This is a genomic window from Pseudomonas sp. Pseusp18 (assembly GCF_059506005.1).
Genome location: NZ_CP169240.1, coordinates 5,911,690 through 5,931,972 on the forward strand (window position 1 = coordinate 5,911,690; position 20,283 = coordinate 5,931,972).

Annotated in this window: 21 protein-coding genes; 9 read left to right on the plus strand and 12 right to left on the minus strand. The window is 57.4% G+C overall.

Features of this window, described 5'->3' with window-relative positions; genetic code table 11:
- Window positions 1-20: 20 nt before the first annotated feature.
- The 8 genes from ACEN9A_RS26635 (at window position 21) to ACEN9A_RS26670 (ending at window position 7,960) form a co-directional block, all read left to right on the plus strand.
- Window positions 21-719: a PspA/IM30 family protein gene (locus tag ACEN9A_RS26635; protein WP_019650839.1), complete on the plus strand. Its 699-nt coding sequence runs from the start codon at window positions 21-23 to the stop codon at window positions 717-719.
- A gap of 218 nt (window positions 720-937) precedes the next feature.
- The gene (locus tag ACEN9A_RS26640) at window positions 938-1,501 is read left to right on the plus strand and encodes a rhomboid family intramembrane serine protease (protein ID WP_018925666.1); all 564 of its coding nucleotides are present in this window, start codon (window positions 938-940) and stop codon (window positions 1,499-1,501) included.
- Between the two features lie 71 nt (window positions 1,502-1,572).
- The gene (locus ACEN9A_RS26645) at window positions 1,573-2,607 is read left to right on the plus strand and encodes an ion channel (protein ID WP_258671292.1); all 1,035 of its coding nucleotides are present in this window, start codon (window positions 1,573-1,575) and stop codon (window positions 2,605-2,607) included.
- The gene (locus ACEN9A_RS26650; RefSeq protein WP_258671293.1) at window positions 2,594-3,274 is read left to right on the plus strand and encodes a YjfK family protein; all 681 of its coding nucleotides are present in this window, start codon (window positions 2,594-2,596) and stop codon (window positions 3,272-3,274) included. Before ACEN9A_RS26645 ends, ACEN9A_RS26650 begins: the two co-directional genes overlap by 14 nt.
- 14 nt (window positions 3,275-3,288) lie before the next feature.
- Complete coding sequence (locus ACEN9A_RS26655) at window positions 3,289-3,717, plus strand: DUF350 domain-containing protein (RefSeq protein ID WP_019650835.1); 429 nt, start codon at window positions 3,289-3,291, stop codon at window positions 3,715-3,717.
- Between the two features lie 19 nt (window positions 3,718-3,736).
- Entirely contained in the window at window positions 3,737-4,465 is a 729-nt protein-coding gene (locus tag ACEN9A_RS26660) for a DUF1190 domain-containing protein (protein WP_019650834.1), read from the plus strand.
- Window positions 4,466-4,477: 12 nt separating this feature from the next.
- A complete protein-coding gene (locus ACEN9A_RS26665) occupies window positions 4,478-5,635 on the plus strand; it encodes a glutathionylspermidine synthase family protein (RefSeq protein ID WP_258671294.1) in 1,158 nt (385 codons plus the stop codon).
- Between the two features lie 120 nt (window positions 5,636-5,755).
- On the plus strand, window positions 5,756-7,960 hold the full coding sequence (locus ACEN9A_RS26670) for an OsmC domain/YcaO domain-containing protein (RefSeq protein ID WP_258671295.1): 2,205 nt from the start codon (window positions 5,756-5,758) through the stop codon (window positions 7,958-7,960).
- A gap of 71 nt (window positions 7,961-8,031) precedes the next feature.
- Here ACEN9A_RS26670 and ACEN9A_RS26675 read toward each other — a convergent pair whose 3' ends face one another.
- Window positions 8,032-8,553 (minus strand): single-stranded DNA-binding protein, encoded by a 522-nt coding sequence (locus ACEN9A_RS26675; protein ID WP_007933689.1) that lies wholly within the window; start codon window positions 8,551-8,553, stop codon window positions 8,032-8,034.
- A gap of 9 nt (window positions 8,554-8,562) precedes the next feature.
- Complete coding sequence (locus ACEN9A_RS26680) at window positions 8,563-9,960, minus strand: MFS transporter (protein ID WP_019650831.1); 1,398 nt, start codon at window positions 9,958-9,960, stop codon at window positions 8,563-8,565.
- A gap of 191 nt (window positions 9,961-10,151) precedes the next feature.
- On the opposite strand from ACEN9A_RS26680, the gene uvrA reads away from it, so the two are divergent.
- The gene (uvrA, locus tag ACEN9A_RS26685; RefSeq protein ID WP_258671296.1) at window positions 10,152-12,986 is read left to right on the plus strand and encodes an excinuclease ABC subunit UvrA; all 2,835 of its coding nucleotides are present in this window, start codon (window positions 10,152-10,154) and stop codon (window positions 12,984-12,986) included.
- Between the two features lie 74 nt (window positions 12,987-13,060).
- On the opposite strand, the gene bfr is transcribed toward uvrA, so the two are convergent.
- The 10 genes from bfr to rplO all read right to left on the minus strand — a co-directional run bounded on the left by bfr (window position 13,061) and on the right by rplO (window position 20,281).
- Window positions 13,061-13,525, minus strand: a complete 465-nt coding sequence (gene bfr, locus ACEN9A_RS26690; RefSeq protein WP_007933692.1) for a bacterioferritin — start codon at window positions 13,523-13,525, stop codon at window positions 13,061-13,063.
- Window positions 13,526-13,689: 164 nt separating this feature from the next.
- The gene (locus tag ACEN9A_RS26695) at window positions 13,690-15,129 is read right to left on the minus strand and encodes a catalase (protein ID WP_258671297.1); all 1,440 of its coding nucleotides are present in this window, start codon (window positions 15,127-15,129) and stop codon (window positions 13,690-13,692) included.
- A gap of 242 nt (window positions 15,130-15,371) precedes the next feature.
- Window positions 15,372-15,758: a 50S ribosomal protein L17 gene (rplQ, locus tag ACEN9A_RS26700; protein WP_007924175.1), complete on the minus strand. Its 387-nt coding sequence runs from the start codon at window positions 15,756-15,758 to the stop codon at window positions 15,372-15,374.
- Window positions 15,759-15,800: 42 nt separating this feature from the next.
- Window positions 15,801-16,802 carry a DNA-directed RNA polymerase subunit alpha gene (locus ACEN9A_RS26705; RefSeq protein WP_003186012.1) on the minus strand — a complete coding sequence of 334 codons (1,002 nt, stop codon included), beginning with the start codon at window positions 16,800-16,802 and terminating at the stop codon, window positions 15,801-15,803.
- Window positions 16,803-16,824: 22 nt separating this feature from the next.
- Window positions 16,825-17,445: a 30S ribosomal protein S4 gene (gene rpsD, locus ACEN9A_RS26710; RefSeq protein ID WP_003176404.1), complete on the minus strand. Its 621-nt coding sequence runs from the start codon at window positions 17,443-17,445 to the stop codon at window positions 16,825-16,827.
- A gap of 18 nt (window positions 17,446-17,463) precedes the next feature.
- A complete protein-coding gene (gene rpsK / locus ACEN9A_RS26715; RefSeq protein WP_002555466.1) occupies window positions 17,464-17,853 on the minus strand; it encodes a 30S ribosomal protein S11 in 390 nt (129 codons plus the stop codon).
- Between the two features lie 30 nt (window positions 17,854-17,883).
- Complete coding sequence (gene rpsM, locus ACEN9A_RS26720) at window positions 17,884-18,240, minus strand: 30S ribosomal protein S13 (RefSeq protein WP_003186020.1); 357 nt, start codon at window positions 18,238-18,240, stop codon at window positions 17,884-17,886.
- Between the two features lie 130 nt (window positions 18,241-18,370).
- Window positions 18,371-18,487 (minus strand): 50S ribosomal protein L36, encoded by a 117-nt coding sequence (gene rpmJ, locus ACEN9A_RS26725; protein WP_002555468.1) that lies wholly within the window; start codon window positions 18,485-18,487, stop codon window positions 18,371-18,373.
- A 27-nt stretch (window positions 18,488-18,514) separates the two neighbouring features.
- Window positions 18,515-19,843 carry a preprotein translocase subunit SecY gene (gene secY, locus ACEN9A_RS26730; protein WP_003228718.1) on the minus strand — a complete coding sequence of 443 codons (1,329 nt, stop codon included), beginning with the start codon at window positions 19,841-19,843 and terminating at the stop codon, window positions 18,515-18,517.
- Window positions 19,844-20,281 carry a 50S ribosomal protein L15 gene (rplO, locus tag ACEN9A_RS26735; protein ID WP_003228720.1) on the minus strand — a complete coding sequence of 146 codons (438 nt, stop codon included), beginning with the start codon at window positions 20,279-20,281 and terminating at the stop codon, window positions 19,844-19,846.
- Window positions 20,282-20,283: the final 2 nt, after the last annotated feature.

Sequence of the window (20,283 nt, forward strand, 5' to 3'; positions counted from 1 at the left end):
TCGGGAACAGGATATATCCAATGACTCAGTCCATCTGGAGCAAATTGTTCACCGCGCTGCGTGGCGGTGCCAACGAAGTCGGCGAATCGATCGTCGACCAACAGGCCCTGCGCATTCTCGACCAGGAAATTCGCGATGCTGACAGCGCGCTGGCCAACGCCAAGCGTGAACTGGTCACCATCATGGCCAAGCACAAGCTGTCGGCTGACCGCGTCAGCGAGTACAACGCCAAGATCAAGGACCTGGAATCCAAGGCCCTGGCCGCCATCCAGGCCAACCGCGAAGACCTGGCACTGGAAGTGGCCGAAGCCATTTCGACCCTGACCAATGAACTGGATGTCGAGCAAAAGCAGGCCACCGAATTCGGCGGTTACGCCGACAACATGCGCAAAGACATCACCAAGGCCGAAAACCGCATCAAAAGCCTGCGTCAGCAAGTGGACATGGCCAAGGCTCGTGAAAGCGTACAGAAAGCCCAGGTCAGCGCTTCGATCGCCAGTGGCGGCGCCAACGGCAAGCTGGAAACCGCCGTCGGCACACTGAACCGCCTGCAGGCCAAGCAGCAGCAACGCGCCGCTGAACTGCAAGCCCAGGACGAACTGGCCGATGCGTCGACCGGCACCGACCTGGAACGCAAACTGCGCGATGCCGGCATCACACCGGACGAAGGCAGCGCCAATGCGATTCTGGAACGCCTGAAGAAAAAATCGGCCGAGTAACCCGGTCAGCCAGTCAGTCAAGTGCACTGACCCTGTGGCGAGGGAGCTTGCTCCCGCTGGACTGCGCAGCAGTCCCTTCTTTTTGGGGATAAGAGGGGCCGCTTCGCGGCCCAGCGGGAGCAAGCTCCCTCGCCACAATTTTACTCAGTGCTTGTTCTATCTCTTAACTGACAGGCATTAATTGATCGCCCTTCTTTACTGCCGAATCGAGGTCAAGGATGGATGCCCTGAAGGGTTTCAAGACAATTGCCGGCCTGGCCATCTTCATGGTTGCGCTGCAACTGCTCAATGTTGCGACCGGCTACAGCCTTAACGCCTTCGGCCTGGTTCCGAGAACCCTGCACGGACTGGTCGGCATCATCACCTCGCCTTTCTTGCACACATCCTTTGCGCACCTGAGTGCCAACCTGATTGCCTTTTTGATCCTCGGTACCCTGGTCATCGTCGAAGGGCTCAACCGGTTCATGGCCGTCAGCGCTATCATCATTTTGCTGGGCGGTTCGCTGATCTGGCTGTTCGGTTTTGCCGGCGTGCACATCGGTGCCAGCGGCTGGGTGTTCGGGCTGTGGGCGTATCTCCTGTCGCGCGCCTGGTTCCAGAGGAGCTGGAGCAACCTGATAACCGCCAGTGTCGTGGCCCTGCTCTATGGCGGGCTGGTTGTTGGCTTCCTTCCGCGCCGGGGCATTTCCTTCGAAGGGCATATTTTTGCTGCAATCGCCGGGTATATTGCAGCCAAGGTACTGTTATCTACGCCGCGCAGCAGGTTTAATGCCGCCCGGTAACCGCACTCGAGCACTTAGATGCCCGAGCGATTACGTCGCCAGGAATGAGCCCCCAAGGAGTCAGGGATGTAATGTCGATTTTCCTTTTATTGCGCGCGTACGCGGCGTCCTTCTTCCATCGCTTCGGCTGGGCCGGCCTGGCCATTGCGCTGGGCGTACACCTGAGCACGGCCTGGCTCGGCCTGGCGTTTCTGGGCGAACAACACCTCATCGCTCCCGCCACGTTCACCTACTTCTATCTCACCACCACGCTCACCGTCGGCTACGGCGATCTTGCGCCACAGACAGCCGCGGGACGGATTTTCGTGGCCACCTGGGTCATGCTCGGGGGCATTGCGCTGCTGACGGCAGCCATTGGTAAAACCACCAGCAGTGTCATCGATGTATGGAGAAAAGGCATGAAGGGCAAAGGCGATTTCACCGGCAAGGTCGGCCATACCGTTCTCATCGGCTGGGAAGGCGCATCCAGCGAGCGGGTCATTGAGTTGCTGCTGCAGGACGAAACGTCCAATGACAACCTGATCGTCATTTGCGATTGCGACCTCGAAGAAAACCCCATGCCGGGCAAGGCGGCCTTTATCAAAGGTGAAAGCCTGTCATCTGCCGCGCTTTTGCTGCGTGCCGGCGTGCCTGGCGCCGAACGCGTACTGGTGCGTACCCATTCAGATGATCTGACCCTGGCCACCGTTCTGGCGGTCAATCAACTGAGCCCGGTCGGGCATGTGGTCGCCCACTTCAATGAAAGTGAAATCGCCGCGCTCGCCAGTGCCTACGCACCCAGCCTGGAATGCACCTCAAGCATGGCCATCGAGATGTTGGTGCGCGCCTCTCAGGATCCGGGCTCGTCAGTGGTCATCAATGAATTGCTGTGCGTGGGCCAAGGCGCCACCCAATACCTGATGAAACTGCCCGAAACCTTTGAAGCAACGTTCGGCGATCTGTACGCACAGATGAAAGAACGCCATAACGCGACCCTTATCGGCTACCGCGCCAAAGGCGCCCGACAGCCTTCAATCAACCCGCCCGGCGCCACTCGCGTCAAGGGCGGCGAACTCTTCTACATCGCCTCCACTCGCCTCAAGGAAATCTCCAATGGGATGGTTTAAACAGTTGCTGGGGCTTGAGGCCCCGAACGCGAGCACGAATACCGATTCGAAATGGACAGCCAACGATAACCTGCCAGTCAGCGGCCCGCTGGGCCTGGCGTTGGGCAAGGGCGTGATGTTCGACACGACCCTGAAACTGCTGCTCGACGAAAAAACCGCGGTGACCATCCCCGGTTCCCAGCAGATCTGGAGTGCCGGCACCATTGATCTCGGGCAGTCGACCTGGTTGTCGCGCTATTACATGAACGACGAAGACTACTGGCTGCAAGTGCACACCACCGGTGACATCGCCGGGCAGGTCGAGTCAGTGATCCTGTTCAACTACCTCAGCTACGTCACCATCAACAGTGAAGCGGAGCTGCGTCGGCTGGCCGGCCCTCAAAGCCTGATCGGGCTGCCGACCTACACCCTCAACGGGGTCGAATACACCCGCGAATGGGGCACCGAGAACGGCCAGACCGAACTGGTGCCGTTGAGCGAACACCTGAAGAATCCGGATGAGACCTACAGCATCGGGCATCGTTCGATGCTGTACGCCCGCGAAACCGGCCTGACCGATCGCCGGGAATTCCTGCTGTTTTCCGTCGAAGAAGACGCCGAAGGCACCATCAGCTTGAGCACTTCGCTGGGTATTTCGCTGTACACCACCGACCTGAACACTTTTTAAAAAGGAAGAACTCCATGCTTGAAGCGCTCTCCATCTCCCTGAACAAAGCCGCCGTGCTCGGGTTTGTTTTGTACATCCTCGGCGCCGCCGTGCTGTTCGCGCTGTTCCAGTTCATCTACACCCGAATCACACCGCACCGGGAATTCGAACTGATCCGTGCGGGCAACGTTGCGGCCGCCATCGCCCTGGGCGGCGCCGTCATCGGTTTCGCCATTCCGGCCAGCAATGTGATCGCCTACTCGATCAGCATTCTGGACTTCGTCGTCTGGGCGGTGATCGCCGCTTTCGTACAACTGCTGGCGTTCCTGGTGACCAGCCTGGTGCTAAAAGGCGCCTCTGAGCGCATCAAGAACGGCGAAATCGCTGCGGGTATCTATGTCGCGGCAGTGGCCATCAGCGTCGGCATGTTGAATGCCGCGTGCATGACCCCTTCCCAGAACTGATTGCGCCTCGGAGATTGCGATGAAACGAAGCAAGTACGTTCAGCTCTCGCTGGCGGCATCGGTCGCCATGGCCATATCAGGCTGCGGGCCGACGGAAAAAACCTACGAGATACACAAAAAGTACAACTTCCAGTCCGTCCAGCAGTGCGCCGATGAAAAACTCCCGGTCGACATCTGTTCTGACGCCTATATGAAGGCCATGGCCCAGCATCGAAGCATTGCGCCGGTGTACGACAACCAGGCTGATTGCGACGCTGACTTTGTTGCCGACTGGTGCCAGCAGGATTCCGCCGGCAAATTCATCCCCAAGCTCGGCGGTTTCGAACTGAGTGCCGATGGCGAGGTGACGCAGTCCGAAGTGGACGCGGCCAAGGCTAGATTGCCCGCATCGGAAGCGAATGCCGCAGGGTCGGGTTTCTCCGGCAGTAGCCTGCTGACCGGGCTGCTGATCGGCAACATGCTCAGCAGCAACCGCAACAGCTACTACTCCGAACCGGTCTACCGCTATCGCGATGATCGCGGTGACTACTCGTCCTCGACACTCAGTCAGCGGGTATCGTCAGGTTCAACCTTCAACAGGTCCAATCAGGCGCGCTACGGCAGCAGTGGCAGTTACACCGACACCATCACCCGCAGCAAGCCGGTGTCCGTTGCATCGTCCACCTCCCGCGGCGGGTTCGGCAGCCAGGCCAGCGCACGCAGTGGCTGGGGTGGATCAGGCAAGAGCTTTGGCGGTTCGAGTAGCTAAGGGAACAAGGCCATGAAGAAAATCCTCTGCGCAGAGCGTCATGACTGGAAACAGACCGCCGAAAGCCTCGGTTTCCTGTTCCATACCATCGACGACGAACCCTATTGGGACGAGAGCGCGTACTACCAGTTCACGCTCAAGCAGATCGAGAACGACCTCGAAGACCCGACCACCGAAGTTCATGAGATGTGCATGGACCTGGTGGCGCGAGTGGTGCAAAGCGAAGAGTTGCTGGAGCGCTTGAGCATCCCCGCGCCGTTCTTCGACATGATTCGCACTTCATGGCTCGAAGGCCACCCGCACCTGTATGGGCGCATGGACTTCTCCTACAACGGCAGCGGGCCAGCCAAGTTGCTGGAACTCAACTACGACACGCCGACCAGCCTGTATGAGGCCGCGGCGTTTCAGTGGGGCTGGCTGGAGCAATGCATCGAACGCGGCTTGCTGCCCAGGCACGCCGACCAGTTCAACAGCATCGATACCAAGCTGCATCAGGCTTTTGCCCAACTGCAGCTCAAACAGCCCTTCTATTTCGCCTCGATGAAAGACTCGGTCGAAGACAAGGGCACCACTGATTACCTGCGCCTGGTCGCGGAAAAGGTCGGCATCGAATCGCGGCACATCGACATCGAAGACATTGGCCTCACCAGCGACGGACGTTTCGTCGACCTCGAAGATCGCTGGATCCCTCACCTGTTCAAACTGCATGCCTGGGAGTTCATCTTCCACGAACCCTTCGGCGCAGCGATTGCGCAGAGCGACACACAGTTTTTCGAACCGCCCTGGAAATCCATCATCTCCAACAAGGGCATCCTGCCGCTGCTATGGGAGTTCAACCAAGGTCACCCGAACCTGCTCGCGGCGCACCTGGACTCCGATCCGAGTAAAGCGGTGCCCAAAGGTTGGGTGCGCAAGCCGTTCTTCTCACGGGAAGGCGCAAACATTGAGCTGCAAACCGCTGAGGGTCTGATCGTAAAAGAGGACGGCCCCTACACTGATGCGCCGTTTATCCTTCAGGAGTTTGCCCCGCTGCCGAAATTTGGCGACAGCTACACGCTGATCGGCTCCTGGGTGATCGGGGATCAGGCGGCCGGCATCGGCGTGCGTGAGGACAACAGCTTGATTACCAAGGATTCGAGCCGGTTCTTGCCGCATCTGATACTCGACTGAGCCCTTCATTGCCCACTAAAAAAGCTTGGTGTCGACATATCGTCAGACACCCACAAGACTTACTGCGCAAATGCCGGATAATGGCGGCCATTCGTTTAGCCGTTATTCTGGTAATCCCCCATGGAAATCAAGGTCAACTTTCTCGACAACCTGCGACTTGAAGCCAAGTTCGATGACTTCACGGTGGTGGCCGATCAACCTATCCGCTACAAGGGCGATGGCTCGGCACCGGGTCCGTTCGACTACTTCCTGGCTTCGTCGGCGTTGTGTGCGGCGTATTTTGTGAAGTTGTACTGCAACACGCGCAATATCCCCACGGATAACATCCGCCTGTCGCAGAACAATATTGTTGACCCGGAAAACCGCTACAACCAGATTTTCAAGATCCAGGTCGAGTTGCCGGCGGACATCTCCGACAAGGACCGCCAGGGCATCCTGCGCTCCATCGACCGTTGCACCGTGAAGAAAGTGGTGCAAGCCGGGCCTGAATTTGTGATCGAAGAAGTGGACAACCTCGACGCCGATGCCCAGGCGTTGCTGATGCCTGCTTCCAGCTCAGAGGCGAGCACCTATATTGCCGGCAAGGATCTGCCGCTGGAGCAAACCATCGCCAACATGTCGGCCATTCTGGCGGACCTGGGCATGAAGATTGAAATCGCCTCGTGGCGTAATATCGTGCCCAATGTGTGGTCGCTGCATATCCGCGATGCGCACTCGCCGATGTGCTTTACCAACGGCAAGGGTGCGACCAAGGAAGGCGCGTTGGCGTCGGCGTTGGGCGAGTTTATCGAGCGACTCAACTGCAACTTCTTCTACAACGACCAGTTCTGGGGCGAACACATCGCCAACGCAGCGTTTGTGCACTACCCGGACGAGCGCTGGTTCAAGCCTGGCCGTAAGGATGCACTGCCGACCGAAATCCTCGACGAGTACTGCCTGAAGATTTACAACCGCGACGGCGAGCTGCGTGGTTCCCACCTGATCGACACCAACTCAGGCAATGAAGAGCGCGGCATCTGCTCGCTGCCGTACGTGCGCCAGTCCGACGGCGAGGTGGTGTATTTCCCGTCCAACCTGATTGAAAACCTGTTCCTGAGCAACGGCATGAGTGCCGGTAACACGCTGGCCGAAGCCCAGGTGCAGTGCCTGTCGGAGATTTTCGAGCGCGCGGTAAAACGCGAAATCATCGAAGGTGAATTTGCCCTGCCGGATGTGCCGGCTCACGTGCTGGCGAAGTACCCCGGGATACTGGCCGGGATTCAGGCGCTGGAAGAGCAAGGGTTCCCCGTGCTGGTGAAGGATGCGTCCCTGGGAGGTGAATTCCCGGTGATGTGCGTCACGTTGATGAACCCGCGTACCGGCGGTGTGTTCGCCTCGTTCGGCGCGCACCCGAGCCTGGAAGTGGCGCTGGAGCGCAGCCTGACCGAATTGCTGCAGGGCCGCAGCTTCGAAGGCCTCAACGACCTGCCCCAGCCGACGTTTGAAGGTCATGCCGTGACCGAGCCAAATAACTTCGTCGAGCACTTTATCGACTCCAGCGGCGTGGTGTCGTGGCGCTTCTTCAGCTCAAAATCGGATTACGAATTCGTGGAGTGGGACTTCTCCGGCCAGGGTGAAAACTCGAATGCCGAGGAAGCCGCAACCTTGTTCGGCATTCTCGAAGGCATGGGCAAAGAAGTGTACATGGCGGTCTACGAGCATATCGGTGCAACGGCCTGCCGCATCCTGGTGCCAGACTATTCGGAAATTTATCCAGTAGACGATCTGATCTGGGATAACACCAACAAAGCACTGTTCTTCCGCGCCGACATCCTGAACCTGCATCGCCTGGACGAAGAGGAACTGCAAGCGCTGGTTGAGCGTCTGGTGGAAAGTGAGCTGGACGACTACACCGACATCACCACCTTGATCGGCATCGAGTTTGACGACAATACGGCCTGGGGTCAGCTGACGATCCTGGAGTTGAAGCTGCTGATTTATCTCGCCCTACAGCAATTTGAAGAGGCGAAAGAGGCGGTGGAAATGTTCCTGCAGTACAACGACAACACCGTCGAGCGCGGCTTGTTCTATCAGGCGGTCAATGTGGTGCTGGAAATGAAGCTGGACGAAGACCTGGAACTGGAAGACTACGAGGCCAATTTCCGCCGGATGTTTGGCAACGAGCGGATGGATGCAGCGATCGGATCGGTGGACGGCAGCGTGCGCTTCCATGGCTTGACGCCGACCAGCATGAAGCTGGAGGGGCTCGATAGGCATCTGCGCTTGATCGAGAGCTACAAAAAACTGCACATGGCGCGGGCCAACATGACCGCTCTATCCAGTTAACAGCGCCAACAAAAAAGCGAAGCCAGATCAATGGCTTCGCTTTTTTTATTACTGACTGGATAGCAGCTTTATCAGAACGGAATATCGTCATCAAAGCTGTCGAAATCCGGAGCCGGTTGCGGTGCGGCCTGCGGTGGAGCCGGGCGCGACTGTTGCGGTGCCGACTGCTGCGGACGCGGAGCCTGCTGGCGTGGAGCTGGAGCGGATTGCTGGTAGTTATTGCCCCCGCCTTGTTGGTCGCCCTGTTGTGGACGGCCGCCCAGCAGTTGCATGGTGCCTTGCATGTCGACCACGATTTCAGTGGTGTAACGCTTGATACCGTCTTTTTCCCACTCGCGGGTCTGCAGTTTGCCTTCGATGTAGACCTGCGAACCTTTACGCAGGTATTCGCCGGCGATTTCGGCTACTTTGCCGAACATCGAAACACGGTGCCATTCGGTCTTCTCGACCTTCTGACCGGTTTGCTTGTCGGTCCACTGTTCGCTGGTCGCCAGACTCAGGTTGGTCACGGCGTTACCGTTAGGCAAGTAGCGAACTTCGGGATCCTGGCCGCAAGTGCCGACCAATATGACTTTGTTAACCCCACGGGCCATAACGTTCTCCTAGGCTACGCACGCTGCCTCGGCCGGGTTGTTCACCAGGCGCTCAAGGGTCGTGCGATCCAATAGTTCTGTGTCCAATTTGATGTAAATCGCCGCTTCATCAGCAACGATCACCGCATCTGTTACCCCTACGACGGCCTTCAGGCGCTCAACCAGACCCGCTTCGCGGATCGCCTCGGGCGACAACGGCAAGCGCAGGCTCGTGACATAAGGTGGTTCGCGCATGGTAACAGCAAAGGCCAACCAGAGGGCAGCCAGGCCGGCGCATCCAAGGAATACAACCGACAAACCGCCATGCTGGAACAACCAGCCGCCGAGGATCCCGCCCAGTGCCGAACCGAGGAACTGACTGGTGGAATAGACCCCCATCGCCGTGCCCTTGCCACCTGCCGGTGAAACCTTGCTGATCAGCGACGGTAATGAAGCTTCCAGCAGATTGAACGCGGTGAAGAACACCACCGTGCCAATTACCAGAGCCCGCAAGCTGTCGCCGAACTGCCAGAAGAATAGCTCAGTGAGCATCAGCGTCAGCACGGCGCCCAATAAAACTCGTTTCATTTTGCGTTTCTTCTCGCCGTAAATAATGAACGGGATCATGGCGAAGAAGGAAATCAGCAGCGCAGCCAGGTACACCCACCAGTGTTGCTCCTTGGGCAAACCGGCTTTTTCGACCAGCGCCAGGGGCAATGCAACGAAGCTCGACATCAACATCGCGTGCAACACAAAAATGCCCAGGTCCAGGCGCAGCAGGTCCGGGTGTTTGAGCGTCGGTATCAGCGCCTGACGCGCGACGCCGGACTCGCGGTGCTGCAATGGCCCGGTGGCGCGCGGCACCATGAACATCACGATGACGATACCGAGCAGCGCCATGCCGCCGGTGGCGAAGAACAGCCCCGAGAGGCCGAAGGCACGGGTCAGCAATGGCCCTACCACCATGGCAATCGCGAACGACAGACCGATCGTCATGCCGATCATGGCCATGGCTTTGGTCCGATGCTGTTCCCGGGTCAGGTCCGACAGCAACGCCATGACCGCCGCGGAAATCGCCCCGGCGCCTTGCAGGATGCGTCCGGCGATGACGCCCCAGATCGAATCGGCATTGGCCGCCAGCACGCTGCCCAGGGCGAAGACGATCAGCCCCAGGTAAATCACTGGACGACGACCGATGCGGTCGGAAATGAAGCCAAAGGGAATCTGAAAAATCGCCTGGGTCAGGCCGTAAGCGCCAATCGCCAACCCGATGAGGGCCGGGGTCGCGCCCGCCAGGTCCATCCCATAGGTCGCCAGCACCGGCAACACCATGAACATGCCAAGCATACGGAAGGCGAACACCAGGGCCAGACCGCTTGCTGCGCGGGTCTCACTGCCACTCATGCGTTCGCTGTGGGGATCGTGCATGGAAAAACCTCATGTGAACCGGCGGCGATTCTACCAGTCCCATCGATTGACGGGGTATATCGCGACGCTATGACGCGTACAGATGACGCAATCTTCATGCAAGGTTGCGCGCCCCTCATTTGATAGTGTGCATCCATCCAGTATTTGGCCGTATACTCCTACGTTTTCGACGCCCGCCGAGCGAGGCCACTTTGGACAAGATCCTGATTCGTGGGGCCCGAACCCACAACCTGAAGAACATCGACCTGACCCTGCCACGGGACAAACTGATCGTCATCACCGGCCTGTCCGGATCCGGCAAGTCGTCCCTGGCCTTCGACACGCTGTACGCCGAAGGCCAGCGCCGCTATGTCGAATCGCTGTCGGCCTACGCCCGGCAATTCCTGTCGATGATGGAAAAACCTGACGTCGACACCATCGAAGGTCTGTCGCCGGCGATCTCCATCGAACAGAAGTCGACCTCGCACAACCCGCGCTCGACGGTTGGCACCATTACCGAAATCTACGATTACCTGCGCCTGCTCTACGCTCGCGTCGGTATTCCGCGCTGCCCGGACCACGACATTCCGCTGGAAGCCCAGACCGTCAGCCAGATGGTCGACCTGGTGCTGGCGCAACCGGAAGGCAGCAAACTGATGCTGTTGGCTCCGGTAATCCGCGAGCGCAAGGGCGAACACCTCTCGGTCTTCGAAGAACTGCGGGCCCAGGGCTTTGTGCGGGCCCGGGTCAACGGCAAACTCTGTGAGCTGGACGAGTTGCCGAAGCTGGATAAACAGAAGAAGCACTCGATCGACGTCGTGGTCGACCGCTTCAAGGTCCGCGCCGATCTGCAACAACGCCTGGCCGAATCGTTCGAGACCGCGCTGAAACTGGCGGACGGCATCGCTCTGGTGGCGCCAATGGACGACGAGCCCGGCGAAGAAATCATCTTCTCCGCACGCTTTGCCTGTCCGATCTGCGGCCACGCCATCAGCGAGCTGGAACCCAAGCTGTTTTCCTTCAACAACCCGGCCGGCGCCTGCCCGACCTGCGATGGCCTGGGGGTTAAGCAGTTCTTCGACACCAAACGATTGGTGAACGGTGAACTGACCCTGGCCGAAGGCGCGATCCGCGGCTGGGACCGGCGCAACGTCTATTACTTCCAGATGCTTGGCTCGCTGGCTGCCCACTACAAGTTCAGCCTCGAAGTGCCGTTCAACGAACTGCCGGCCGATCAACAGAAATTCATCCTGCATGGTAGCGGCTCGCAGAATGTCGACTTCAAGTACCTGAACGACCGCGGCGATATCGTCAAACGCTCGCACCCGTTCGAAGGCATCGTGCCGAACCTGGAACGCCGCTACCGCGAAACCGAATCAGCTTCGGTCCGCGAAGAGCTGGCCAAGTTCCTCAGCACCCAGCCTTGCCCGGATTGCCGTGGCACCCGTCTGCGTCGCGAGGCGCGACACGTGTGGGTTGGCGAGAAGACCTTGCCAGCGGTGACCAACTTGCCGATCGGCGATGCCTGCGAATACTTCGGCGTGCTGAAGCTGACTGGCCGCCGTGGCGAAATTGCCGACAAGATCCTCAAGGAAATCCGCGAACGCCTGCAGTTTCTGGTCAACGTTGGCCTGGACTATCTGTCACTGGATCGCAGTGCCGACACGCTGTCCGGCGGTGAGGCCCAGCGCATTCGCCTGGCCAGTCAGATTGGCGCCGGTCTGGTGGGGGTTCTGTACATCCTCGATGAACCGTCAATTGGCCTGCACCAGCGGGACAACGACCGATTGCTCGGCACACTCAAGCACCTGCGTGACATCGGCAACACGGTGATCGTGGTCGAGCACGATGAAGACGCGATTCGTCTGGCTGACTATGTGGTGGACATCGGCCCGGGCGCAGGTGTGCACGGCGGGCATATCGTTGCCGAAGGGACGCCGGACGAAGTCATGGCTCACCCTGATTCGCTGACTGGCAAGTATTTGTCGGGCCGAGTAAAGATCGCTGTTCCAGCCAAACGCACACCCCGTAACAAGAAGTTGTCGTTGTCCCTAAAGGGTGCTCGCGGCAACAATTTGCGCAATGTCGATCTGGAGATTCCGATCGGCCTGCTGACCTGCGTGACCGGCGTGTCCGGCTCGGGCAAATCGACGCTGATCAACAACACGCTGTTTCCTTTGAGCGCTACCGCACTCAACGGGGCAACCACCCTGGAAGCGGCGGCTCACGACAGTATCAAGGGCCTTGAGCACCTGGATAAAGTCGTCGACATCGATCAGAGCCCGATCGGTCGCACGCCGCGCTCCAACCCGGCGACCTACACCGGATTGTTCACGCCGATTCGCGAGTTGTTCGCCGGCGTACCGGAGTCCCGCTCCCGCGGTTACGGACCGGGGCGTTTCTCCTTCAACGTGAAGGGCGGACGCTGTGAAGCCTGTCAGGGCGATGGCCTGATCAAAGTGGAAATGCACTTCCTGCCGGACATCTATGTCCCGTGCGACATCTGCAAGAGCAAGCGCTACAACCGCGAAACCCTTGAGATCAAGTACAAGGGCAAGAGCATCCACGAAACCCTCGAGATGACCATCGAGGAAGCCCGGGTGTTCTTCGACGCGGTTCCGGCCTTGGCGCGCAAGCTTCAGACGTTGATGGACGTAGGCCTTTCGTACATCAAACTGGGGCAATCGGCGACGACGCTGTCGGGTGGTGAAGCCCAGCGGGTGAAACTGTCCCGCGAGTTGTCCAAGCGCGATACCGGCAAGACCCTGTACATCCTCGATGAACCGACTACCGGCCTGCACTTCGCGGATATCCAGCAACTGCTCGACGTGTTGCATCGTTTGCGCGACCACGGCAACACCGTGGTGGTAATCGAGCACAACCTGGATGTGATCAAGACCGCCGACTGGCTGGTGGATCTGGGGCCGGAAGGTGGTTCCAAGGGCGGCCAGATCATCGCCGCCGGTACGCCGGAGGATGTGTCGGAGATGAAGCAGTCTCACACTGGCTACTATCTCAAGCCACTGCTGGCTCGCGACAAGGCCTGAATCGGGCCCATGAAAAAGCCCCTGTCACTTTGTTGGTGACAGGGGCTTTTTTTGTGCGTGATCTGCCTGAAGGATCAGAACTGCGATTGCAGGTAATTCTCCAGACCGATCAATTTGATCAAACCCAGCTGTTTCTCCAGCCAGTAGGTGTGATCTTCCTCGGTGTCATTCAGCTGAATGCGCAGGATCTCGCGGCTGACGTAATCCTTGTGCAGCTCGCAAAGCTCAATGCCCTTGCACAGCGCGGCACGAACTTTATATTCCAGACGCAGGTCAGCGGCGAGCATGTCCGGCACGGTGGTGCCGACATCGAGATCGTCTGGACGCATGCGCGGCGTACCTTCGAGCATCAGGATCCGACGCATCAGGGCGTCAGCATGCTGCGCCTCTTCTTCCATCTCGTGGTTGATACGCTCGTAGAGCTCGGTGAACCCCCAGTCCTCGTACATCCGCGAATGGATGAAATATTGATCACGCGCTGCCAGTTCGCCTGTCAGCAACGTGTTGAGGTAATCGATTACGTCTGGGTGACCTTGCATCGCCCTACATCTCCCTGCTTGAAAGTCTGTAGTTTGAACCAAGCTGACCCGAAGGTCACTCGCCTGACGCAATAAAAGCGAAGATATTCTGAGAAAAGCGGTTTAAATAACGCAAAAACCGCCCAAATGAGGGCGGTTCTGCTTATCGTTTAGACTTCGTTAAGCTATTTGCCTAACAGTGCTGCGATTGCGGCTCCGTACGCCGGGTCAGCCTGGTAGAAATGCGTCAATGCCAGATCGATGACGTCACCAGAGACACCGTCCATCGAACCGGCGATGTTGCTGACCAACAGCGCTTGCTGTGCAGGGGTCATCAGCCGGAACAAATCTCCGGCATAGCTGTAATAATCCCGGTCTACACGATGATCATAACGATCAGCAGCGCCATTCAGTGGCAATGGCGGCTCGTCGTAGCCTGGATCCTGCTTCGGTGCATTCGGATAGCTGTTTGGCTCGTAGTTGGGCGCGCCAGTGCCGTAATTGCCATACGCCATGGCACCATCACGCTGATAGGTATTCACCGGGTTGCGCGGTGCGTTCACCGGCAGTTGCTGGTGGTTGGTCCCCACGCGGTACCGATGCGCATCAGCGTAAGCGAAGATCCGACCTTGCAACATGCGATCCGGCGAGAAGCCGACGCCAGGCACGATATTGCTCGGAGCGAGGGCAGCTTGTTCCACCTCAGCGTGGTAATTGACAGGATTGCGGTTCAACTCCAGCACACCGACATCAATCAATGGAAAGTCGTTTTGAGACCAGGTCTTGGTCACATCAAAGGGATTATCAGGATGGTTAGCGGCCTGAGCCTCAGTCATGACCTGCATGCGTACGTGCCATTTCGGAAAATCTCCTCGCTCGATGGCATTGAACAGGTCGCGCTGGGCGTAATCCGGATCAGTACCCGCAAGTTGCGCCGCGACTGCTGGATCGAGGTTTTTGATGCCTTGTTGGGTCTTGTAGTGCCATTTAACCCAGTGACGAACGCCTTGGGCGTTGATCAGGCTGAAGGTGTGGCTGCCGAATCCGTGCATGTGCCGGTAGCCATCGGGAATACCCCGATCGGACATCAGGATAGTGATCTGGTGCAGCGCCTCCGGCGACTGCGACCAGAAGTCCCAAACATTCTGCGAACTTTTCAAATTGGTGTGCGGGTCACGCTTTTGCGTGTGAATGAAGTCGGGAAACTTCAGCGGATCGCGAATGAAGAACACCGGCGTATTGTTGCCAACGACGTCCCAGTTACCTTCTTCGGTATAGAACCGCAGAGCGAAACCACGCGGATCTCGTGCGGTGTCAGCCGAACCGCGCTCACCACCCACGGTGGAAAAACGCAGGAAGGTCGGAGTCTGCTTGCCTACCGTCGAAAACAGGGCTGCCCTGGTGTACTGAGTGATGTCATGGGTGACGGTGAACGTGCCGTAGGCACCGGAGCCCTTGGCGTGTACACGACGCTCCGGGATGTTTTCACGGTTAAAGTGCGCCAGCTTTTCTATCAGGTGAAAATCCTGGAGCAGCAACGGGCCTCGAGGGCCGGCGGAAAGGGAGTTCTGATTATCCGCGACAGGTGCGCCGCTGGCGGTGGTCAACGTCTTGTTTTGGCTCATTTTGATCTTCTTCCTCTATCAATTTTGATATGCCGGCTAATCGGCTTGAGGGGAAGTATTAATCTTCTATATGAACGCTACCAATGCATTAATCTGTAGGCCTCAATAGGAAATAACTAACAATAATTTCCCCCTGTCTATAATGCAGACCTAGACAGCATAGAAGCTTGTATGCATGGCGCATTTTTTATAGGCACAAAAAACCGGGCACTAGGCCCGGTTCTTTGTTTCAGACTGACGTCTTACTCAGCGGATACAGCTTCACCGCCGACAGCACGATCAACCAACTCGACGTACGCCATAGGCGCGTTGTCGCCAGCGCGGAAACCGCACTTGAGGATGCGCAGGTAGCCACCCTCACGGGTAGCGTAACGCTTGCCCAGGTCGTTGAAGAGCTTACCAACGATAGCTTTCGAACGAGTACGGTCGAAAGCCAGACGGCGGTTAGCCAGGCTGTCTGTCTTGGCCAAAGTGATCAGCGGCTCAGCAACGCGGCGCAGTTCTTTGGCTTTTGGCAGTGTAGTTTTGATCAGCTCGTGCTCGAACAGCGACACCGCCATGTTTTGAAACATGGCCTTGCGGTGCGAGCTGGTGCGGCTCAGGTGACGACCACTTTTACGATGACGCATGGTTCATTCCTTACCAAACACAACGTTCGGTGATTACGACGATCAGGCAGTCGCCTTGTCGTCCTTCTTAAGACTTGCAGGCGGCCAGTTGTCGAGGCGCATGCCGAGGGACAGACCGCGGGAGGCCAGAACGTCCTTGATTTCAGTCAAGGATTTCTTGCCAAGGTTCGGAGTCTTCAACAGCTCTACTTCGGTACGCTGAATCAGGTCGCCGATGTAGTAGATGTTTTCCGCCTTAAGGCAGTTAGCCGAACGTACAGTCAGTTCCAGATCGTCAACCGGGCGAAGCAGGATCGGATCGATCTCGTCTTCCTGCTCGACAACCACTGGCTCACTGTCACCTTTGAGATCGACGAACGCAGCCAACTGCTGTTGCAGGATGGTTGCAGCACGGCGGATAGCCTCTTCAGGATCCAGGGTACCGTTGGTTTCCAGATCAATAACCAGCTTGTCCAGGTTAGTACGCTGTTCGACACGGGCGTTTTCCACCACGTATGCGATACGGCGAACCGGGCTGAACGAAGAGTCAAGCTGCAAGCGACCGATGCTGCGGCTTTCGTCTTCATCGCTCTGACGCGAGTCTGCCGGTTCATAACCACGACCACGAGCTACAGTGAGCTTCATGTTCAGGGCGCCGTTAGACGCCAGGTTAGCGATTACGTGATCGGGGTTAACGATCTCGACATCATGATCCAGCTGAATATCGGCAGCGGTAACCACCCCCGAACCCTTCTTCGACAAGGTCAGCGTAACTTCGTCTCGACCGTGCAGCTTGATAGCCAGACCTTTAAGGTTCAACAGGATTTCAATTACGTCTTCCTGTACACCTTCGATGGCGCTGTACTCGTGGAGCACACCGTCAATCTCGGCCTCGACTACTGCACAGCCGGGCATTGAGGACAACAGGATGCGGCGCAGCGCGTTGCCCAGGGTGTGGCCGAAACCACGCTCGAGAGGCTCGAGAGTGATCTTGGCGCGGGTTGGACTGACAACCTGCACATCAATATGGCGGGGTGTCAGGAACTCATTTACCGAAATCTGCATGGATGCACCTATTTTCTAGCCCTTACTTGGAGTAGAGCTCGACAATCAGGCTTTCGTTGATGTCGGCGGACAGATCACTGCGAGCAGGAACGTTCTTGAAAACGCCCGACTTCTTCTCAGTGTCTACTTCTACCCATTCTACGCGGCCACGTTGGGCACACAGATCGAGAGCTTGGACAATGCGAAGTTGGTTCTTTGCTTTCTCGCGAACTGCGACCACGTCACCAGCACGAACCTGGTAGGACGGAACGTTTACGGTCTGACCGTTAACGCTGATCGACTTGTGCGATACCAGCTGACGGGATTCGGCACGAGTAGAGCCAAAACCCATACGGTATACAACGTTGTCCAGACGGCATTCGAGCAGTTGCAACAGGTTTTCGCCAGTTGCGCCTTTCTTGCCAGCAGCTTCTTTGTAGTAGCCGCTGAATTGACGCTCGAGAACGCCGTAGATACGACGGACCTTCTGCTTTTCACGCAGTTGGGTGCCGTAATCGGACTGGCGACCGCGGCGTTGGCCGTGGATACCAGGTGCTGCTTCGATGTTGCACTTCGATTCGATCGCGCGCACGCCGCTCTTCAGAAAGAGATCGGTGCCTTCGCGACGAGCGAGTTTGCATTTTGGACCAATGTAACGAGCCATTCTTTACAATCTCCTGGATTACACGCGGCGCTTCTTCGGCGGACGGCACCCGTTGTGCGGGATTGGCGTCACGTCGGTGATGCTGGCGATCTTGTAGCCACAGCCGTTCAAAGCGCGGACTGCGGATTCACGACCTGGACCTGGACCTTTGACGTTAACGTCGAGGTTTTTCAGGCCGTATTCCAGCGCAGCTTGACCAGCACGTTCAGCAGCTACTTGAGCAGCGAACGGGGTGGACTTGCGGGAACCGCGGAAACCCGAACCACCGGAGGTAGCCCAGGAAAGAGCGTTACCTTGACGGTCGGTAATGGTCACGATGGTGTTGTTAAAAGAAGCATGGATGTGGGCGATGCCATCAACCACTGTCTTTTTAACTTTTTTACGAGGACGAGCAGCAGGTTTTGCCATGATTAATTTCCTGTCGATTCGCTGGGGCGATTACTTGCGGATCGGCTTACGCGGACCTTTACGGGTACGCGCGTTGGTCTTGGTACGCTGACCGCGTACTGGCAGACCACGACGATGACGCAGACCGCGATAGCAACCGAGGTCCATCAAACGCTTGATTTTCATGTTGATTTCGCGACGCAGGTCACCTTCAGTGGTGAACTTCGCCACTTCGCCACGCAGCTGTTCAATCTGCTCGTCGCTCAGATCTTTGATCTTTGCCGCTGGGTTTACCCCAGTCACTGCACAAATTTTCTGTGCAGTAGTGCGACCAACACCATAGATGTAGGTCAGCGAGATAACAGTATGCTTGTTATCTGGAATGTTAACGCCTGCAATACGGGCCATTCAGTGGGACTCCAATTGACAGCTACCTACGCCCCGGAAGCCAAGAAATAGGGCGCGAGATAATATCGCTGTAATAACAAATAATCAACCCGGCAGCGCACTAGCTGCCGGGCTTGAAGCACAATCACACTCAGCCTTGGCGCTGTTTGTGACGCGGTTCCGCGCTGCAAATTACTCGAACAACACCTTCGCGGCGAATAATCTTGCAGTTACGGCACAGCTTTTTCACCGATGCACGAACTTTCATCACCAACTCCTCGAACCTTATGGGTACTCAGCGCAACATGCCGCTGCCGTAACCCTTCAGGTTGGCTTTCTTCATCAGGGATTCGTACTGGTGCGAAACGAGGTGCGATTGTACTTGGGACATGAAGTCCATCACAACCACGACCACGATCAGCAACGAGGTCCCGCCAAGGTAGAACGGTACGTTTGCTGCAACCACCAGGAACTGGGGCAACAGGCAGACGGCCGTCATGTAAAGAGCACCGAACATGGTCAAGCGAGTCAGAACGCCATCAATGTAGCGCGCAGACTGCTCACCTGGACGGATGCCCGGAATAAAGGCACCGGACTTCTTCAGGTTTTCCGCTACGTCTTTCGGATTGAACATCAACGCCGTATAGAAGAAGCAGAAGAAAATAATCCCTGCACTAAACAGCAGAATATTCAACGGCTGACCAGGAGCGATCGACTGCGAGATGTCCTGCAACCAGCCCATACCTTCAGACTGACCGAACCAGGCACCCAACGAAGCCGGGAACAGCAAAATGCTGCTCGCGAAAATAGCCGGAATAACACCGGCCATGTTCACCTTCAGCGGCAAGTGGCTGGTCTGCGCAGCGAAGACCTTACGGCCCTGCTGACGCTTGGCGTAGTGAACAGCAATACGACGCTGGCCACGCTCAATGAACACCACGAAACCGATAATCGCTACTGCCAGCAAACCGATGGCAACCAGGGCGAAGATATTGATATCACCCTGACGTGCAGACTCGAAAGACTGCCCGATCGCTCTCGGAAGACCGGCGACGATACCCGAAAAAATCAACATCGAGATACCGTTGCCAACACCACGCTCAGTAATCTGCTCACCCAGCCACATCATGAACATCGCACCAGCCACAAAAGTGGATACCGCGACGAAATGGAAGCCAAAGTCACCAGTGAACGCAACGCCCTGCCCCGCCAGACCAATGGACATGCCAATAGCCTGGACGAGAGCGAGGACGACAGTGCCGTAGCGGGTGTACTGGCTGATCTTGCGACGGCCAGCTTCACCTTCCTTCTTCAACTGTTCCAGCTGCGGGCTGACGGCGGTCATCAGTTGCATGATGATCGATGCCGAAATGTACGGCATGATCCCCAACGCAAAGATGCTCATCCGTTCCAGCGCGCCGCCGGAAAACATGTTGAACAAGCTAAGAATGGTCCCCTCATTCTGTCGAAACAGGTCCGCGAGTCGGTCCGGGTTGATACCTGGAACCGGGATGTGTGCGCCTATTCGGTAGACGATAATCGCCAGGAACAGAAAACGCAGACGAGCCCAGAGTTCAGACATACCGCCTTTGCCGAGCGCAGAGAGAGCACCTTGCTTAGCCATTTATTCCTCGAACTTGCCGCCAGCTGCTTCGATAGCCGCACGCGCACCTTTGGTGGCGCCGATTCCCTTTCCGATGGTGACAGCGCGAGTAACTTCGCCGGACAGCATGATTTTCACACGCTGAACGTTGACGTTGATCACGTTGGCATCTTTCAGGGACTGCACGGTGACGATGTCGCCTTCCACTTTAGCCAGCTCGGACAGACGCACTTCTGCGCGGTCCATGGCTTTCAGGGAAACGAAACCAAACTTCGGCAGGCGACGATGCAGCGGCTGTTGACCGCCTTCAAAGCCTGGAGCAATGGTGCCACCGGAACGGGAGGTTTGACCTTTGTGACCACGGCCACCAGTCTTACCCAAACCGCTACCGATACCACGGCCCGGACGATGCTTTTCGCGACGGGAACCCGGCGCTGGACTCAGATCATTGAGTTTCATCG

Excerpts from the sequence above, each read along its gene's own strand:
- ACEN9A_RS26635 (WP_019650839.1), top strand. The coding sequence starts at position 21 with ATGACTCAGTCCATCTGGAGCAAATTGTTCACCGCGCTGCGTGGCGGT.
- ACEN9A_RS26640 (WP_018925666.1), top strand. The coding sequence starts at position 938 with ATGGATGCCCTGAAGGGTTTCAAGACAATTGCCGGCCTGGCCATCTTC.
- ACEN9A_RS26645 (WP_258671292.1), top strand. The coding sequence starts at position 1,573 with ATGTCGATTTTCCTTTTATTGCGCGCGTACGCGGCGTCCTTCTTCCAT.
- ACEN9A_RS26650 (WP_258671293.1), top strand. The coding sequence starts at position 2,594 with ATGGGATGGTTTAAACAGTTGCTGGGGCTTGAGGCCCCGAACGCGAGC.
- ACEN9A_RS26655 (WP_019650835.1), top strand. The coding sequence starts at position 3,289 with ATGCTTGAAGCGCTCTCCATCTCCCTGAACAAAGCCGCCGTGCTCGGG.
- ACEN9A_RS26660 (WP_019650834.1), top strand. The coding sequence starts at position 3,737 with ATGAAACGAAGCAAGTACGTTCAGCTCTCGCTGGCGGCATCGGTCGCC.
- ACEN9A_RS26665 (WP_258671294.1), top strand. The coding sequence starts at position 4,478 with ATGAAGAAAATCCTCTGCGCAGAGCGTCATGACTGGAAACAGACCGCC.
- ACEN9A_RS26670 (WP_258671295.1), top strand. The coding sequence starts at position 5,756 with ATGGAAATCAAGGTCAACTTTCTCGACAACCTGCGACTTGAAGCCAAG.
- ACEN9A_RS26675 (WP_007933689.1), bottom strand. The coding sequence starts at position 8,553 with ATGGCCCGTGGGGTTAACAAAGTCATATTGGTCGGCACTTGCGGCCAG.
- ACEN9A_RS26680 (WP_019650831.1), bottom strand. The coding sequence starts at position 9,960 with ATGCACGATCCCCACAGCGAACGCATGAGTGGCAGTGAGACCCGCGCA.
- bfr (WP_007933692.1), bottom strand. The coding sequence starts at position 13,525 with ATGCAAGGTCACCCAGACGTAATCGATTACCTCAACACGTTGCTGACA.
- ACEN9A_RS26695 (WP_258671297.1), bottom strand. The coding sequence starts at position 15,129 with ATGAGCCAAAACAAGACGTTGACCACCGCCAGCGGCGCACCTGTCGCG.
- rplQ (WP_007924175.1), bottom strand. The coding sequence starts at position 15,758 with ATGCGTCATCGTAAAAGTGGTCGTCACCTGAGCCGCACCAGCTCGCAC.
- ACEN9A_RS26705 (WP_003186012.1), bottom strand. The coding sequence starts at position 16,802 with ATGCAGATTTCGGTAAATGAGTTCCTGACACCCCGCCATATTGATGTG.
- rpsD (WP_003176404.1), bottom strand. The coding sequence starts at position 17,445 with ATGGCTCGTTACATTGGTCCAAAATGCAAACTCGCTCGTCGCGAAGGC.
- rpsK (WP_002555466.1), bottom strand. The coding sequence starts at position 17,853 with ATGGCAAAACCTGCTGCTCGTCCTCGTAAAAAAGTTAAAAAGACAGTG.
- rpsM (WP_003186020.1), bottom strand. The coding sequence starts at position 18,240 with ATGGCCCGTATTGCAGGCGTTAACATTCCAGATAACAAGCATACTGTT.
- rpmJ (WP_002555468.1), bottom strand. The coding sequence starts at position 18,487 with ATGAAAGTTCGTGCATCGGTGAAAAAGCTGTGCCGTAACTGCAAGATT.
- secY (WP_003228718.1), bottom strand. The coding sequence starts at position 19,843 with ATGGCTAAGCAAGGTGCTCTCTCTGCGCTCGGCAAAGGCGGTATGTCT.
- rplO (WP_003228720.1), bottom strand. The coding sequence starts at position 20,281 with ATGAAACTCAATGATCTGAGTCCAGCGCCGGGTTCCCGTCGCGAAAAG.